Genomic DNA, 15,443 nt, shown 5'->3' with positions numbered 1-15,443 from the left:
TGAAGGGAACGGAAAAGCCCCCGCGCTGAGCGCGGGGGCTTTTTTTCAGCCAGGCGCAGGGCGGGCCTGTGTCAGTTGCCCGCGCTCTCCATCTTGCGGTTGGCGATGACTTCTTCCAGCCAGCCAAGCCGCATCTCGGGCACGGAGCTGAGCAGCAGGTCGGTATAGTCGTCAAAGGGCGGGCTCAGCACCTGTGATTTCGGCCCGTAGCGGACGACCTCTCCCTGGAACATCACCGCGATACTGTCCGCGATGGCGCGCACCGTTGCCAGATCGTGCGTGATAAAGAGATAGGCCACATCCTCGATTTTCTGCAGATCGAGCAGCAGTTTCAGGATGCCATCCGCCACCAGCGGATCGAGCGCTGATGTCACCTCGTCACAGATGATCAGCTTGGGTTTGGCCGCCAGCGCACGCGCGATGCACACGCGCTGTTTCTGCCCCCCCGAGAGCTCTGCCGGATAGCGGTCCTGGAACCCCTCTCCCAGTTCGATCTCGTCCAGCAGCTCCTGAATGCGCTTTTGTTTTTCTGCACCCCTGAGGCCGAAATAGAACTCCAGCGGTCTGCCGATGATGGTGCCGACGGTCTGGCGCGGGTTCATCGCCGTATCGGCCATCTGATAGATCATCTGCAGTTCGCGCAGATCATCAATAGGCCGGGAGGGCATGTCCGGTGTCAGGGCGCGCCCGTCAAAGGTGATACTGCCCGCGGAGGGGGGCAGCAGCCCGGTGATCACCCGTGCCAGCGTGGATTTACCAGAGCCGGATTCGCCCACAACCGCCAGGGTCTGACCCCGGTGCAGCTCGACATTCACGTCTTTCAGAACGTCGAAATTGGTGCCCTTGTAGCGGGCGGTGATGCCTTTGACCTTCAGCACCGGATCGGGCGAGGGCTGCTTTTCCTCATGCTCGATGGAGCGGACCGATACAAGGGCGCGGGTATAGTCTTCGCGCGGCTGGTTGATGATCTGATCCACGGTGCCGTATTCCACCATATCGCCCATGCGCAGCACCATGATGTGGTCGCTGACCTGGGCCACAACCGCGAGGTCGTGGGTGATATAGAGGGCGGCCACACCGGTGTCGCGGATGGCTTCCTTGATGGCGGCCAGCACGTCGATCTGTGTCGTCACATCCAGCGCCGTTGTCGGCTCGTCAAAGACCACCAGATCAGGTTCCGGACAAAGCGCCAGCGCGGTCATGCAGCGCTGAAGCTGCCCGCCGGAGACCTGGTGCGGGTAGCGCTGGCCGATGTTCTCCGGATCGGGCAGGCCCAGTTTCGCAAAAAGCGTCACGGCGCGCTGCTCGGCCTCGGCCCTGGTGAACTTGCCCTGGAGAATGGCGGCCTCTGTCACCTGCTCCATGATCTTTTTGGCCGGGTTGAACGAGGCAGCAGCGGACTGGGACACATAGGTCACCTCTGCCCCGCGCAGACGGCGGATGTCGCGGATGCCCGACTGCAGCACATCGCGGCCATTGACCTCGACCGAGCCGCCGGTGATTTCCACGCCGCCCCGGCCATAGGCCATTGAGGCGAGACCAATGGTGGATTTACCCGCTCCGGATTCGCCGATGAGACCCAGCACCTTGCCCGGTTCGAGATCGAAATCCACACCATGCACGATTTCGATGTCGCGAGCTTTTTCGCCGGGGGGATAGATCGTCGCGCCGATCTTGAGCCCGCGGACTTTGAGAAGTGGTTCGGTCATCCCCGGCCTCCTTTCAGCGATGTGGTCCGGTTCAGGATCCAGTCGGCCACCAGGTTGATCGAGATGCAGAGCACAGCGATGGCATAGGCAGGATAAAGCGCTGCCGAGATGCCATAGTTGATGCCTTCCTTGTTCTCTTTCACGATGCCGCCCCAGTCCGCCTGTGGCGGCTGAACGCCGAGACCCAGGAACGACAGGGTAGAGACAAAGAGCACCGCAAAGATGAACCGCAGCCCCATTTCAGCCACCAGCGGCGACAGGGCATTGGGCAGGATTTCCCGAAAGATGATCCAGGTGGTTTTCTCGCCCCGCAGGCGCGCGGCCTCGACATAGTCCATCACGGTGATATCCACCGCGACCGCGCGGGCCAGACGGTAGACGCGGGTGCTGTCCAGCAGACCCATCAGGACGATCAGGATGGTAATGGTCGTCGGCATCACCGAGAGCACCACCAGCGCAAAAATCAGCGAGGGGATCGACATGATCAGATCGACAAAGCGCGAGATGGCCTGGTCAATCCAGCCCCCGGAGACGGCTGCGAAAAAGCCCAGGACGGAGCCTGTGATAAAGCTGAGTGCTGTGGCGGCAGTGGCGATAAAGATGGTGGTCTGCCCGCCATAGATCATGCGGCTGAGCAGATCACGGCCAATGCTGTCGGTGCCGAGCCGGAACTGCTCTGACGGCGGCTCCCAGACATCGCCCACAACCTCGGCCATGCCATAAGGCGCAATGAAGGGCGCAAAGATGGCCATGGCAAAGAACAGACAGGTGAAGAAAAGGCCCACGAGGGCTGCGATGGGTATTCTCATTTCGGATGCCTCAGCCTTGGATTTGCAAGGATCGACACGATGTCCGCGACGAGATTCAGACCGATATAGACAGCCGCAAAGATCAGACCGCAGGCCTGCACCACAGGGATGTCCCGTTTGGCCACGTGGTCAACCAGGTACTGCCCCATGCCCGGATAGGCAAAGACCACCTCGACCACCACGACACCCACCACAAGGTAGGCAAGGTTGATCATGACCACATTCACAATGGGCGCGATGGCGTTCGGAAAGGCGTGTTTGCGGATGATCCTGAGCATTGGCATGCCTTTGAGCTCGGCCGTTTCGATATAGGCCGACTGCATCACATTGAGGATCGCGGCACGGGTCATGCGCATCATATGGGCGAGCACTACGAGGGTCAGCACCATGACCGGGATGGCAATGGCGTTGAGTTTCTGGCCCAGCGTCATACTGTCGTTGATGATGGCCACCGAAGAGAACCAGCCGAACTTGATGGAAATCCAGTAGATCAGAACGTAGCCGATCATAAATTCCGGGATCGAGATCGTGGTCAGCGTGACGCCGGAGATCAGTTTGTCGGGCCAGCGGTCCTTGTAGCGGACGGCGAGCAGGCCGAGGAAAATTGCCAGCGGGACAGAGATCAGAGCCGCCCAGAAAGCAAGAAAGAGTGTGTTGGCGAGGCGGGTGCCCAGGCTTTCGGCGATGTCGCGGCCATTGGTAAGCGCGGTGCCGAGATCGCCCTGGAGAATGCCTCCGAGCCAGGAGAAATATCGTGACAGGGCTGGTTCGTTCAGCCCGAGTTCGCGGCGCAGGTTTTCCAGCGCTTCGGGTGTTGCGGACTGGCCGAGGATCTGCTGAGCAACGTCGCCGGGCAGGATAGAGGTGCCGGCAAAGATGAGAACCGAGGCCGCGATGAGCAGCAGGAAGCCCAGCGCTAAGCGCTGGGCAACCAGTTTGAGGATCGGGTGCATCTGCTGGATCCGCGCCTTACGCGTCCGTCAGCCAGCACTTGATCGGGGCCTTGTTGTTCATCAGCGGGCCGTTGGGATCGTCTACCCAGCCGCCGACGTTCTGTGCAATCGCGCCCACAAAGTCGTTGAACATCGGCAGGATCAGGCCGCCTTCGTCACGCAGCATGACGGCCATTTTTGAGTAGATCTCCTTGCGCTTGACTTCGTCGATCTCGGCGCGGGCCTGGAGCAGCATGTCGTCGAATGCCGGCACCTTGAAGCGTGTGTCGTTCCAGTCTGCGGTCGACAGATAGGCTGTCGAATACATCTGGTCCTGCACAGGGCGACCGCCCCAGTAGGAGGCACAGAAGGGCTGTACGTTCCACACTTCGGACCAGTAGCCGTCATTGGGTTCACGCTTGATTTCCAGCGGAATACCGGCAGCCTGTGCCGACTGCTGGAAGAGCGCTGCGGCATCCACCGCACCGGGGAAGGCACCGTCTGCGGTGCGCAGAATGATCGGCGAGCCGTCATGGCCGGATTTCTTGTAGTGCTCTGCCGCTTTGGCCGCATCGTAGTCGCGCTGCTCGATGGTGTTGTCAAAGAGCGGGTAGCCTGCGTTGATCGGGAAGTCGTTGCCGATGGAGCCGTAGCCGCGCAGGATTTTGTCGACCATTTCCTGACGGTTGATCGCGTATTTCAGCGCCAGACGCAGTTCGTTGCTGTCAAAGGGCGCTGTGTCCACATGCATGATAAAGACATAGTGGCCGCGACCGGCTGTGGATTTCACGCTGAGGCTGGGCGCGCGGTCCAGCAGGCTGGCCACTTTGGGATCAACGCGGTTGATCATATGCACCTGGCCCGATTGCAGGGCGGCTGTCCGCGCTGTGGCGTCGTTCAGCACCAGCTGTTCGGAGAATTCGGCAAAGCCGCGGTTGTCCGCATCCCAGTAGTCATCGCGACGTTTAAAGCCGTGGCGCACGCCGGGTTCATCAAATTCGATGGTATAGGGGCCTGTGCCGATGCCTGCTGCCGGATCGTCCATGCCGCCGCCGGGCTGGATCATCAGGTGATAGTCGGCCATCAGATAGGGCAGGTCGGCGTTGCCGGTGCTGAGATCAACGATGAAGTTGTCGCCGTCAACCTTCATGCTTTCGATACCGCGCATGATGCCCAGAGCGCCGGACTGGCTGTCTTCGTTGGAGTGGCGCTGCATGGTCAGCATGACGTCTTCGGGTGTCATGTCCTTGCCGTTGGAGAAGGGGATGCCCTTGCGGATCTTAAAGACCCACTGCTTGGCATCTGACGAGCCTTCGACGCTCTCGGCCATGCGCATTTCAAGGTTGCCGTCGGCCCCGACGTCCACCAGCGTCTCACCCCAGTGGCGCAGGTTGTAGAGCGGTACCTCGGAGGCGGTCAGTGCCGGATCCTGTGTGTTCGTGCTCTCGCCGCCGGATGCGCCGAGCTTGATGGTGCCACCGCGCACGGGGCCTGCGGCTTTGGCAGCAGTGGCCAGCATCGAGTTGGCAACGGCTGCCGTCACGCCGAGTGCCGCCGCGCGGCCGACGAATTCGCGGCGTGTCATCAGACCTTTGGTCACACGTTCACTGAGGTGTTTGAGTTGATCGTTCATTGGTTTCTCCCGGTTGGAACAGCGTTTTTGACGCATTTTTTGTTGGTTTTCAGTTATGGGTACAGGCTTGCGCATTTCAGACAGTGTCGCAAGGGCTAAGAGTGATTATTCATGAGTCCACTTTCACAGGCAGACCCGGGCAATCTGGTCAGAATGGTCCCGCTCATAGACCTGTTTGTCGTTCTCCCAGGCCTCGACGCGCGCTGTGAGGAAAAAGCTGTCAGCGTCCGACCACATCTCGCAGGTGGTTTCCGTGCGCAGCCGGATATCGCCGCGCTGCATTTCCTCGGTCCAGTGGCACCGGCCCCGGGCCGAAAGCGGATCATCGGGGTGAATGCTCCAGGTCTCGCGCGCGACCGAACCCGCAATGAGCCCGTGATCCGCATCGCGTACCATGCCAAAATCGTCCTCGATGTGCAGATGCACGGTGCCTGTGACCATATCCACCTCGCGCCGGCGGCTGCTTGTGGCCTCGCGCAGGGTTTCGGTTTCCCAGGGGTCGGCGGCCGTGGGCGGCAGAAATCCGTATTCGTCCTTTTTCGCGGTCCGGCGCACCGGCAGATGCAGCGCGCCTTTGGTCAGGGTCAGCTCTGCGTCCTCCGGCGCGGGCCAGAGCAGCGGCCAGTAGGTTGTCGAGATGGCCAGCCGCAGTTTGTGCCCGGCGGGCATGCGCCAGGCGATCTGGTCCAGTTTCAGCTCCACATCGACGATCTCGCCCGGGGTCAGCGGTTCGGGGGTTTCCGCGCTGTTTCTGTGGCTGAGGTTCAGCACGCCATAGGTGATCCGCGTGCTGGCGCCGTCGGGGTGTATCTGGTTCAGACGTACCGCGATCTGTGCCTGGGGCGTGTCTGCTGCGAGCGAAAGGCGCACGACAGGCGCGCCCAGAATGTCGGTGTCCACCTCCAGCGGTGCGCTGTCGAAACAGAGTGAGCGCGCGTCATCGCCGCGCTGATCACCGGGCATTTCCGGGCCCAGCCAGATAGCGCAGTATTCCCCTGCCTCTGCGCCGCAGTCCTGGGGGGAGCGCACCGTTGCTGTCAGACGCCCGGGGCCGTCGGACAGACCCGTGCGCGTCAGATAAAGCGTGCGGTAGGGGATATGGGCCACCGCGCCGTCCTGTTCCGCGATCCAGCGGCCTGGCCGTTCGGTATACCAGCGTGCTGGCCGGACGCCGTCCATCAGATAGGCACGGTAATCCGGATCATCCGCCACACCGGTGTCAAAGTCCTTGAGCCAGTTGTCCCACCAGCGCAGTGCTTCCTGCAGAAACCCGATGCGCGGCTCGGGCACGGCGAAATGCGGGTATTTGTGCACCCAGGGGCCGACGATCCCTTTGGCACCGGGCAGGTTCTGGACAATCTGCGGGACGGCGTTCTTATACGCATCCCCCCAGCCGCCGATGGCCAGCACTTTTGCTTTGATGGCGCCGTAGTTTTCGCAGACAGAGCCATGCTGCCAGTAGGCATCCCGGTTCTGATGGCGCAGCCAGACAGAGGGCAGAAAGGGCTCATTCTCCAGCCGTTTCAGCCACAGGTCCCGCCAGTCATCGCGCAGGGCCGGATCGGGCGAGCGCGAGGAATAGGCCCACATGGTGGCGCCCCAGCCCAGATTTTCGTTCAGCAGGCAGCCGCCCTTGTAGTGGATATCGTCCGCGAACCTGTCCACTGTCGAGCACAGCGTGATCACCGCCTTGAGCGGTTCGGGTGCCAGGGCCGCGACCTGCAGCCCGTTAAAGCCGCCCCAGCTGATCCCCATCATGCCAACCGTGCCAGAGCACCAGTCCTGGGCCGCAAGCCAGTTGATCACCTCGACCGCGTCGCTGAGTTCCTGCGGGGTGTATTCATCTTCCATCAGGCCCTCGCTGTCGCCATTGCCGCGCATATCGACCCGGATGCAGGCATAGCCGCGCGCGGCAAACCAGGGGTGGGTCAGCGCGTCGCGGGCGCAGGTGCCGTCGCGTTTGCGATAGGGAAGGTATTCGAGGATGGCCGGGACCGGATCGGTGCCTGCATCCTTGGGCCGCCAGACCCTGGCAGACAACCGGCACCCGTCTGACAGCGTGATGCCCATGTCGGGCAGTTCCTCGATCTCACGCAGGATATTGGCAGAAGTCATGGGGCGACGTTTGCGCCGGGTACAGATTCTGTCAAGCGTCAGGCTTTCACAGCGATCACGAGATCCATGACATTGGTGCCTGTGGGCCCGGTTTTCAGCAGAGCGTCCCGGTCTGCAAGCCAGGGGCCGGCATCGGCGCGATCCAGCGCGTCCTGGCCACTGGCCGCCCAGGTCTGCCCGCTGACCACAGCCCCGGCGGCGTCTGTCGGTCCGTCCGTGCCATCGGTGCCTGCAACAAGAATGCCCAGACCGGCGGTGCCAGCAGTTTCACGCGCCAGCAGCAGACCCAGCGCCTGGTTGCGCCCGCCCTGGCCCGGATTTTCAGGCAGCACGACCGTCGGCTCACCGCCAAAGAGGTGCAGGCCGGGGGCGGCGTCGCGCAGGTAAGCGCCCAGTTTTGCCGCCACGGAGTTTACGTCGTCATAAAGGGTCTCGTCATTGGCGATGACAGGAATGGTCTGGCGCGCGGCCTCGGCAGCGACAGCGGCGCGCGCGATGCTGTTGCTGGCCACGATCCGGGGCACAAAGTCAAAGGGCGCGCCGGGCCGGGCATCGCCGATACCGGAGCCGATGACCGAAAGCGCGTCTCCCTCGACATCCGAGATCGCGAGCGTGGTGACACGCGCCCCGGAGAAGTCATCAAAGAGCGCGCCGCCCTTGACCCGGCTGAGCTTCCTGCGCGCGGCATTCATGGCGTGTATGTCAGCCCCCGAAGCCAGCATGTCACGCGCGCGGGCGGTCAGCCCGTCCAGGTCCATGCCATCGACCGGATCCTCGGCCAGTGCCGAGGCCCCGCCGGAGACGAGCATCAGCAGGTGGCTGCCCGTGGGCATAGCGCCGACCGTTTCGCGCAGACGGCGACCGGCCCGCAGAGAGTTCTCATCCAGCACCGGGTGCGCGGCCTCGATCACCTCAGCGTGGGGCGGTGCGCCTTCGGCATGATGATATTTGGTGACGATCAGCATCGGGACTGGTCCGAAATGCGCGGCGGCGGCGCGCGCCATGGCCGTTGCTGCTTTGCCGACGGCGATGATCTGGTCGGGGGCCGGGCAGGGGGTGCTGTCCAGGGCGTTGGCGACAGCGGTGTCGCCGCGCACGGCACGCACGCCTGCCTGAAAAAGCCTGTGAAGTAGGTCATTGGTCTGCATGGTGCAGGTTTTGTCGCCTATCGGCCCGGATGGCAATGGTGCTCAGGGATTTTCAGTGTCGAGCCACAGGGTCACAGGCCCGTCGTTCACCAGGTAAACCTGCATATCGGCCCCGAACAGGCCTGTTTCGGTTGCGATGCCCAGATCGCGCAGCGCGTCGGCAAAATGCAGATAAAGGGCCTCGGCCTCCTGCGGACCTGCGGCACCGGAAAACCCGGGCCGGTTGCCGCGCGCGGTATCTGCCGCCAGGGTGAACTGGCTGACCACAAGTGCCGCACCGCCCGTCTGTGCCAGGGACAGGTTCATCTTGCCCGCGTCATCATGGAAAATGCGCAGCTTTGAGATTTTGGCGGCAAGACGGTCTGCTGTCTCTGCAGTGTCGCCGGGCATGGCGCAGACCAGGATCAGCAGGCCAGGGCCCGTCTGTCCGACGGTCTGTCCGGCCACGTCGACGCGCGCCTCTGTGACACGCTGCAAAAGGGCTCTCATGCTTTCCACTCCACAATCTCATCGACCCCGGCGCGTTCCGTGCGAAAGCTGTTGGCCGGGTGATCTCTGTCCGCATAGCCAAACGAAATCGCACAGAGAACCAGCCTGTCGTCCGCAATCTCAAAATGGCTGCGCACAAAACCGGCGTAAAAGGCAATCGCCGCCTGGGCGATGGTGTCCACGCCGCAGGCCCGGCCCGCCAGGGTAAAGGCGGTGACAAAGCCGCCGGTGTCCATCGCGCCGTAAGGTCCAAGCACGCGCGGGCTGGTGATGATCGCCACATGCGGCGCATCAAAGAGCGCATAGTTACGCATCATCTGCTGCGCGGAGCCTGCACGGTCGCCCTTTTGCACGCCCACTGCATCATAAAGCTGCCAGCCGCAGGTGCGGCGGCGCGCGCCGTAGACATCCGGGTATCCCTCGGGCGGGTCCAGATCGGGGGCGGGCTGCCCGGTAGCCACTTCCCGGGACAGTGCCGTGCGAAACCGATCGGTTGCGGCACCTTCGGTGACGGTGACCTGCCAGGGCTGCGCGTTGCACCAGGACGGGACCTGCCTGGCGGCACCGACAATCTGCCGGATCACTTCGCGGGGCACCGGATCGGGCCGGAAGGCACGGCAGGAATAACGCTCGCGCAGCAGGGTGTTCAGTGTATCCAGCGTGTTCATTGGTTCAGTGCATAAACATAGGCCGCCACGGCTGCGATCAGCGCGCCTGCGATTACAGCGAGTGCGATCTTGATGGCCGACCAGGGCCGTTCGCCCTGGACCTTGCCGGTGCGGCCGTTGACCACAAAGCGGTAGGTTTCGCCGCGGTATTTATAAGCGGCCAGCCAGACAGGCAGCAGAATATGTTTGAACGTTACATCTTTGACGGTGGTGTCCACAGAGTGGATGCGCTGGCGGTCGCCGCCGATGTCGAACCGGATGTCCCGGGCGATGGTCTTGTCCATGACCTCGCGCGCCTCGATAAACCCTTCTTCCAGCGGAACTGCATAGCCTTCGGCGCGGAAACCGGCGAGGTACTCGGGCGTGTAGGGCTCCAGCGCTGTCAGATCCCAGGGGGCAAGACCGTCGGTGAATTTTTTTGGCAGACTGCGGGACGCCAGCACCAGAACATCGTCAAAAAACCGCGCCACGCGCCCGGATGCGGGACGCCAGCGCACCTTTGCAACCCGCACCTGAGAGGTTTTGCCATTCCGCGACACGGTGCGGGTCTCGTAATATACCGTGCCGCGCTCGCCGGTGTAGCGCGAGGCGGTATCGGCATCGAATGTCCAGTAGGGCACATAGATCCCCTGCATGCGCCGCCCTTTGCGGGCATAGGCCTGCAGCCCGCCTGGCGCGAACCACAGCCCGCCCAGCCAGTCGCTCATGGCGTCATGGGCGGTGGGTTCATCCAGAGCAAAGGGCAGTACGGCGCGCGGCTTGATATGCCGGTGCGTGCCGGTGTCGGCGACCACCGGGGTGGCACAGAACGGGCATTCTGTGGCGTGGACCGCCGGGTCAAAGGCCACTTCGGCCGCGCAATTGGGACATTTGGAGACACGCGTCTCTTCCATCTCGGCCTGGGGCAGGGCGTCGCCAACCGCCTTGCGGAAATCAAGCTCGCGGATCTTTGCGGCAGCCCAGGGCCCGTGATCCATGGTTTCCGTATTGCCGCAGTGATCACAGCTGAGATGACCTGCAGCGGGATCGTAGCGCATGTCTGCGCCACAGGTGTCGCAGGGAAAATGATGCTCTGCCGCCGGCGCAGCGTCTGCTGTTGCACTCATCTGACAGCCCCCGGCAGCATGCGCCGCAGCGCGCCATCCCCAAGGGCGGAACTGCGCCACAGATTGAAAATACCGTGCAACAGACCGGCCCCCATCAGGGTGATCAGCAGGTCACGTGGCGCAGGGCCCGGCAGGGGCGTTCCGATCTGTACAGAGACCACCGACAAGGCGCAGAGCGCCAACAACAGATACATGCCTCTGTGCAGCCAGGGATGGGCCATGCGCAGCGCCCCGGTGAGTGCGGGACCCGGACCGTTCAGCAGACCGCCGGTCAGTGCCAGCGCGCACATTGCCAGCCCGGCCAGACCAAAAAGCCAGGACAGCAGGGCGTGCTCTGATCCCGCAGCCAGCAACAGCATCAGCAGGATCAGCACGCTCCAGTGCAGGCATATGGTGGCAGTCCGGCGCATCTCAGATCAGCCCGCAGGCGGCGGAGGCGGCGGTGGCAGGACCGTGAACAGCTGTGCCAGTTCCATCACATCGCCCGCGGCCATCCAGCCGTCCTGGCCCGGTGTCCAGACCAGGGTTTCCCGCGTCAGCCCGCCATCGGTTGCCATGCGGCCCAGGGCAGCTTTGGAAAAGGGGCCCGTTGTCTGACCGTTCTCGGCGATGTGCCACACGTGTTCCACGGGCGGTGGGGGTGGCGGCACGGCGGCGGAAGCCTGGGCACGTGCGCCCCAGGGGCCCTGCTGGGCTGCGGCCTGCCCGATCTGCATGCCAAGCCCCGCACCAAGGCCTGCCTGAATGGCGGCGGCACCTGCGCCGTCGCGTCCCAGTGCCTCAGCCGCCTGAAACTGCATGTACTCATTGAGGTTGCCGATAACGCCCATCGACGAACGCTTGTCCATTACTTCTTCAACTGCGGGCGGCAGAGAGATGTTTTCAATATACAATTCCGGCATGGCAAGGCCATATTCTGCCAGTTGTGCGGCAATCTCGCGGCCCACAAGCTGTCCCAGCTCGCGGGTATTGGCCGCCATGTCCATCACCGGGATGCCCGCACGGGCCAGCGTGCGCGAAAACTCCTGCACCAGGATGTTCCGGATCTGAAAGCTGATCTCGTCCATCGTGAATTCGCCGTCTGTTCCAACGATTTCCACGAGGAACTTCGCGGGATCAGCGACCTTGATGGAGTAGGTGCCAAAGGCGCGCAGACGCACCGGCCCGAATTCCGGATCGCGGCAGATAATGGGGTTTTTGGTGCCCCATTTCAGATCATTGAACCGGGTGGTGTTGACGAAGTACACCTCGGATTTAAAGGGGCTTCTGAACCCATGATCCCAATGCTGCAGAGTTGTCATCACCGGCATGTTGTTGGTTTCAAGCATATAAAGACCGGGCGTGAACACGTCGGCCAGTTGCCCTTCGTGCACAAAAACCGCAGCCTGACCTTCGCGAACGGTCAGTTTCGCACCATACTTGATTTCGTGACCTTCGCGTTCAAACCGCCAGACCATTGTGTCCCGGGTGTTGTCGGTCCAGTGAATGACGTCGATAAACTCACCGGATAGAAAATCAAAAATTCCCATTTAAACAGTCCCTTGTTGGTTTCTTTTCATGCAATGCATGAAGGGCATTACAGCGGCCCGGTTATCAGTTCACGGGCGATGATGCGGGTCACCGGTGCGGCCATTTCGGCCGTCATGCCGGGTGTGAGCCGATCATCGTAGAGCATTTTCAACAGCAGCTCATCGTGCCCGGTCAGCAGGGCAAATTCGTCATCATCATTAAAGATCGAAGGCCGCGCATCCCGGCTGTCGTTGGCCAGCCCAAGACCCTGAGCCAGTTCTTCGTGGATACAGCTCTGACGCAGCAGCCCGGGGTTTTCGGCGCGGATCAGGGCAACAGCGGCTGTGTAGGTATTGGGGTCTGATCCGGCGGCATAGGCCGCAACGGCGCAATAAGTATCGCGGTTGAGATTGCGCAGGGCATCCAGGCTCTGGGCCGAGATGCCGGGGATCTGTGCCGCGGCCTCGTTCAGTGCCATGTCGCGGTCATCTTCTGACGCGACCACGACAACAAAATTGGGGCGCCCGAAAAAGCCGATCGGGTGGCCGGTGATCCCGGACAGACGCCGTGCATAGGCGCGGATTGCTTCCGCGTCTCCGCGTGCCTGCGAGGGTGGCAGGCCGGGGCCGGTGATGATCTTCATGCGGATCGGCGTGGTCCATTTGCGCAGGGGGCTTTCGCCGCCATTTCCCTGCAGCGCGCGGGCGTATTCGTTAAAAAATACGATCTGTTCAAAGTTACGCGCGAGCATGTCGGCGGTAAAGGGGGTGTCCGGTCCGCCGCCATCGGTCCGCAGCAGGCCCTGACCCAGCTGGGCTGTCTGGACCTGTCCGAGATAGCTGCGCAGGGCAGCGCTTTCCTGGGATGTGGGCCGGGCGACGACGGGCGCTGCCTGCGTCGGGCGGGCTTTAGGCGTGGCGCTGGTGGCGAGTGGCATATCGCATGCCGCCAGCGCAAGGAGCGCCAGCGACAGGGATATTGGTTTCCACAGGCCTGCCAGCACGACAGATCAGCCCGGAACGGCAGTGCCAGCGGTGTCGCCGGTGCCATCGCCGCGCGCTTTGGCCGAGGCCAGTGTGTCGCGCAGGCGGGTTTCCATTTCCTGCAGCTCGGTTTCGGCGGCAGCGCGGCGCGCTTTTCCTTCGTCTGCGATCTGCAGGCTTTCTTCGATGGTGCCGATCAGATCGGCATTGGCCTGTTTGACCGCTTCGATGTCAAAAACACCGCGTTCCATTTCCTCGCGGATGATTTTGTTGCTTTCGCGCAGGTTTTTGGCGTTGGCGGTCAGCAACTCGTTGGTCAGGTCATTGGCGTCCCGCACGGCAGCGGCGGCCTCGGCAGAGCGCTGGATGGTCACGGCCTGAGCCAGCTGCGTTTCCCACAGCGGCACTGTGTTCACGAGGGTAGAGTTGATCTTGGTCACCAGTGATTTGTCGTTTTCCTGAACCAGCCGGATCGAAGGCAGCGACTGCATGGTCACCTGGCGGGTCAGTTTCAGATCATGCACACGGCGTTCCAGATCGTCGCGGGCGGCGCGCAGATCACGCAACTCCTGTGCGACCATAACCTGATCACCTTCGGGTGCTGCATCTACTTCTGCGGCTTTGGCCGGGATCGTATTCTCATCCAGATCGCGCAGCTTTTCCTCGCCCGCAGCAATGTACAGCGCCAGCTCGTCATAGAACTGCAGCGTTTTGTCATAGAGGATATCGAGCGATTTGATATCTTTGAGCAATGTGTGCTCGTGTTTGAGCAGGTCGTCGGTGATGCGGTCGATCTGGTCCTGGACCTGTTCAAATTTCGCGGTGAACTGCGCAAAGGGCGCGGCCTTGCCCAGCAGTTTCTCCCAGAAACTGCGCTTGCGGCGCACGTCCAGCTCCGAGACGGAAAAACCGCGGATGGTCGAGACGATGTTGCGCAGGCTGTCACCGGCGGGGCCGACGTCCTTGTTGCGCACGCCGCCCAGCATTGCCTGGCTGATTTCCTGCAGTTCGACCTGCGCGCGGCTGCCAAAGGAGACGATGGAGTTTGTGTCTTCCATGTCGATCTCGGCCATGCGCCGGGTGATCTCGGCACTGGCGGGCGCATCGGCCTCGGCCAGGGGGACAATTGCGGTGGCCTCTGCCGGTTCGGGCAGCACAACCGCCGTTACCTGTTCCACCTCGGCCAGCGCGGCCTGTGCTTTTTCGCGTATCGTCTCAGACATTCCGGGTCCTCTCCTTTGCGGGCTGCGTCATTCTGTGCGCACCCCTTCGCGTTTCAGGCGGTCCCGCAGGACCTCAATCTCGACCGTGAGGTCGCTCTGGTCATCCAGCAGCAGCGTTTCGGTGCGTGCTGCAAAATTCTCTTCCATGTCATCCAGCAGGTCCAGATAGTCACTTTTCGCACCGGCATCGCGGGACCGGGCATAGATATCGGCAAATTTGACCGAGGCATCGCGGGCCCCCATCAGATAAACGCCCAGATATTTCCGTGCCGCTGTGAGATCCCGGGGATCATCCTCGACCGTGCCAATAAGGCGGCGGGCAGCGGCCTGGAACTGTTCCATGCGCGCGGTCACCTCGCGGTCGGACGCGCGTTTCAGGGCATCGGTCATGGCGCTCAGATGGGCTTCGGCCTCATCGACCACGCGCGCAACCCGGTCCTGCTGGAAGGTGTCGATGCCTTCCATACCCTTGTCGCTGAGCGGATCGACGCCAAAAGCGGCGATGTGCAGACCGCAGACCACAGCGCCGAAAATCACAGCCGCCAGAATGCCCCCGCCGTGGGTGAGCGCACCGAGACCTGTACCGGCCCCCGCCAGCAGGGCAGCGAGGATTTTTCGCGGCACGGCAGGGCGGCGCGCGACTTTGCGGGCCTGCCATGCGGCCTCTGCCTGCAGACCGCCGCGCAGCAACCAGGCCCCGAGACTGAGGATGCCCGCACCGGCAGCGCCTGTTGCTATCGGGATCGCACCGCCAATCAAAACCGCCGCAAAGAGCAGCACGACAGCCGGTAGAAACATCAGATTTGCGCGGGCACCGGCCGGATCTACCCGGGCGCCTGCATAAGCGCCGGGCCGCGCCGGTTTCGTTTCGGTTTTGCCGCCGGGGCTGTATTTTCCACCGTATCGCTGGGCCATAGGTTCAGAGCCCGTCCAGAAGGCCGGCAGTTACACCCAGCATGACCGCAAGCAGGGCCACAAAGGCGATTTTCTGAAATGTCGTGGGCGCCATGCCTCTCCCTCGTACCTGAACACTCTGCGAATATATGCGGACATTTACAACCGCGCCAGTTATCAATCCGGCTTTGCGCCTTTATACCGTTTTTTGCCATGTATGACAGG

Annotated in this window: 14 protein-coding genes; all 14 read right to left on the bottom strand. The window is 62.4% G+C overall.

Annotated features, from left to right (window positions below; translation table 11 throughout):
- Window positions 1-71: 71 nt before the first annotated feature.
- The 14 genes from Q1A34_RS06685 to Q1A34_RS06620 all read right to left on the bottom strand — a co-directional run bounded on the left by Q1A34_RS06685 (window position 72) and on the right by Q1A34_RS06620 (window position 15,239).
- Window positions 72-1,709 (bottom strand): ABC transporter ATP-binding protein, encoded by a 1,638-nt coding sequence (locus tag Q1A34_RS06685; RefSeq protein WP_300032255.1) that lies wholly within the window; start codon window positions 1,707-1,709, stop codon window positions 72-74.
- On the bottom strand, window positions 1,706-2,518 hold the full coding sequence (locus Q1A34_RS06680) for an ABC transporter permease (protein ID WP_300032253.1): 813 nt from the start codon (window positions 2,516-2,518) through the stop codon (window positions 1,706-1,708). The genes Q1A34_RS06685 and Q1A34_RS06680 overlap by 4 nt, the downstream gene beginning before the upstream one ends.
- Window positions 2,515-3,471, bottom strand: a complete 957-nt coding sequence (locus tag Q1A34_RS06675; RefSeq protein ID WP_298843496.1) for an ABC transporter permease — start codon at window positions 3,469-3,471, stop codon at window positions 2,515-2,517. The genes Q1A34_RS06680 and Q1A34_RS06675 overlap by 4 nt, the downstream gene beginning before the upstream one ends.
- A gap of 16 nt (window positions 3,472-3,487) precedes the next feature.
- The gene (locus Q1A34_RS06670) at window positions 3,488-5,083 is read right to left on the bottom strand and encodes an ABC transporter substrate-binding protein (RefSeq protein ID WP_300032251.1); all 1,596 of its coding nucleotides are present in this window, start codon (window positions 5,081-5,083) and stop codon (window positions 3,488-3,490) included.
- Window positions 5,084-5,206: 123 nt separating this feature from the next.
- Window positions 5,207-7,198, bottom strand: a complete 1,992-nt coding sequence (locus Q1A34_RS06665) for a CocE/NonD family hydrolase (protein ID WP_300032250.1) — start codon at window positions 7,196-7,198, stop codon at window positions 5,207-5,209.
- A 38-nt stretch (window positions 7,199-7,236) separates the two neighbouring features.
- Entirely contained in the window at window positions 7,237-8,346 is a 1,110-nt protein-coding gene (locus Q1A34_RS06660; protein WP_300032249.1) for a DUF4147 domain-containing protein, read from the bottom strand.
- Window positions 8,347-8,388: 42 nt separating this feature from the next.
- Entirely contained in the window at window positions 8,389-8,835 is a 447-nt protein-coding gene (gene dtd / locus Q1A34_RS06655; RefSeq protein WP_300032248.1) for a D-aminoacyl-tRNA deacylase, read from the bottom strand.
- On the bottom strand, window positions 8,832-9,503 hold the full coding sequence (locus Q1A34_RS06650) for a nitroreductase (RefSeq protein ID WP_300032246.1): 672 nt from the start codon (window positions 9,501-9,503) through the stop codon (window positions 8,832-8,834). The genes dtd and Q1A34_RS06650 overlap by 4 nt, the downstream gene beginning before the upstream one ends.
- Entirely contained in the window at window positions 9,500-10,609 is a 1,110-nt protein-coding gene (locus Q1A34_RS06645; RefSeq protein ID WP_300032244.1) for a TFIIB-type zinc finger domain-containing protein, read from the bottom strand. Before Q1A34_RS06645 ends, Q1A34_RS06650 begins: the two co-directional genes overlap by 4 nt.
- Window positions 10,606-11,019 (bottom strand): hypothetical protein, encoded by a 414-nt coding sequence (locus Q1A34_RS06640; protein WP_300032242.1) that lies wholly within the window; start codon window positions 11,017-11,019, stop codon window positions 10,606-10,608. The genes Q1A34_RS06645 and Q1A34_RS06640 overlap by 4 nt, the downstream gene beginning before the upstream one ends.
- Before the next feature lie 6 nt (window positions 11,020-11,025).
- Complete coding sequence (locus Q1A34_RS06635) at window positions 11,026-12,138, bottom strand: SPFH domain-containing protein (RefSeq protein ID WP_300032240.1); 1,113 nt, start codon at window positions 12,136-12,138, stop codon at window positions 11,026-11,028.
- 47 nt (window positions 12,139-12,185) lie between these two features.
- Window positions 12,186-13,055: a DUF2927 domain-containing protein gene (locus Q1A34_RS06630; protein WP_300032238.1), complete on the bottom strand. Its 870-nt coding sequence runs from the start codon at window positions 13,053-13,055 to the stop codon at window positions 12,186-12,188.
- A gap of 72 nt (window positions 13,056-13,127) precedes the next feature.
- Window positions 13,128-14,324: a toxic anion resistance protein gene (locus tag Q1A34_RS06625; protein WP_300032236.1), complete on the bottom strand. Its 1,197-nt coding sequence runs from the start codon at window positions 14,322-14,324 to the stop codon at window positions 13,128-13,130.
- A 27-nt stretch (window positions 14,325-14,351) separates the two neighbouring features.
- The gene (locus tag Q1A34_RS06620; protein ID WP_300032234.1) at window positions 14,352-15,239 is read right to left on the bottom strand and encodes a 5-bromo-4-chloroindolyl phosphate hydrolysis family protein; all 888 of its coding nucleotides are present in this window, start codon (window positions 15,237-15,239) and stop codon (window positions 14,352-14,354) included.
- Window positions 15,240-15,443 lie beyond the last annotated feature (204 nt).

The sequence above is a fragment of the uncultured Roseobacter sp. genome (genome assembly GCF_947491795.1).
In the GTDB taxonomy this organism is placed as follows: Bacteria; Pseudomonadota; Alphaproteobacteria; order Rhodobacterales; family Rhodobacteraceae; genus Roseobacter.
Note: the sequence above shows the minus strand (reverse complement) of the source record. Positions and strands in the feature narration are given on the sequence as shown.

Excerpts from the sequence above, each read along its gene's own strand:
- Q1A34_RS06685 (WP_300032255.1), bottom strand. The coding sequence starts at position 1,709 with ATGACCGAACCACTTCTCAAAGTCCGCGGGCTCAAGATCGGCGCGACG.
- Q1A34_RS06660 (WP_300032249.1), bottom strand. The coding sequence starts at position 8,346 with ATGCAGACCAATGACCTACTTCACAGGCTTTTTCAGGCAGGCGTGCGT.
- Q1A34_RS06645 (WP_300032244.1), bottom strand. The coding sequence starts at position 10,609 with ATGAGTGCAACAGCAGACGCTGCGCCGGCGGCAGAGCATCATTTTCCC.
- Q1A34_RS06680 (WP_300032253.1), bottom strand. The coding sequence starts at position 2,518 with ATGAGAATACCCATCGCAGCCCTCGTGGGCCTTTTCTTCACCTGTCTG.
- Q1A34_RS06640 (WP_300032242.1), bottom strand. The coding sequence starts at position 11,019 with ATGCGCCGGACTGCCACCATATGCCTGCACTGGAGCGTGCTGATCCTG.
- Q1A34_RS06665 (WP_300032250.1), bottom strand. The coding sequence starts at position 7,198 with ATGACTTCTGCCAATATCCTGCGTGAGATCGAGGAACTGCCCGACATG.
- Q1A34_RS06675 (WP_298843496.1), bottom strand. The coding sequence starts at position 3,471 with ATGCACCCGATCCTCAAACTGGTTGCCCAGCGCTTAGCGCTGGGCTTC.
- dtd (WP_300032248.1), bottom strand. The coding sequence starts at position 8,835 with ATGAGAGCCCTTTTGCAGCGTGTCACAGAGGCGCGCGTCGACGTGGCC.
- Q1A34_RS06635 (WP_300032240.1), bottom strand. The coding sequence starts at position 12,138 with ATGGGAATTTTTGATTTTCTATCCGGTGAGTTTATCGACGTCATTCAC.
- Q1A34_RS06650 (WP_300032246.1), bottom strand. The coding sequence starts at position 9,503 with ATGAACACGCTGGATACACTGAACACCCTGCTGCGCGAGCGTTATTCC.
- Q1A34_RS06670 (WP_300032251.1), bottom strand. The coding sequence starts at position 5,083 with ATGAACGATCAACTCAAACACCTCAGTGAACGTGTGACCAAAGGTCTG.
- Q1A34_RS06625 (WP_300032236.1), bottom strand. The coding sequence starts at position 14,324 with ATGTCTGAGACGATACGCGAAAAAGCACAGGCCGCGCTGGCCGAGGTG.
- Q1A34_RS06630 (WP_300032238.1), bottom strand. The coding sequence starts at position 13,055 with ATGCCACTCGCCACCAGCGCCACGCCTAAAGCCCGCCCGACGCAGGCA.
- Q1A34_RS06620 (WP_300032234.1), bottom strand. The coding sequence starts at position 15,239 with ATGGCCCAGCGATACGGTGGAAAATACAGCCCCGGCGGCAAAACCGAA.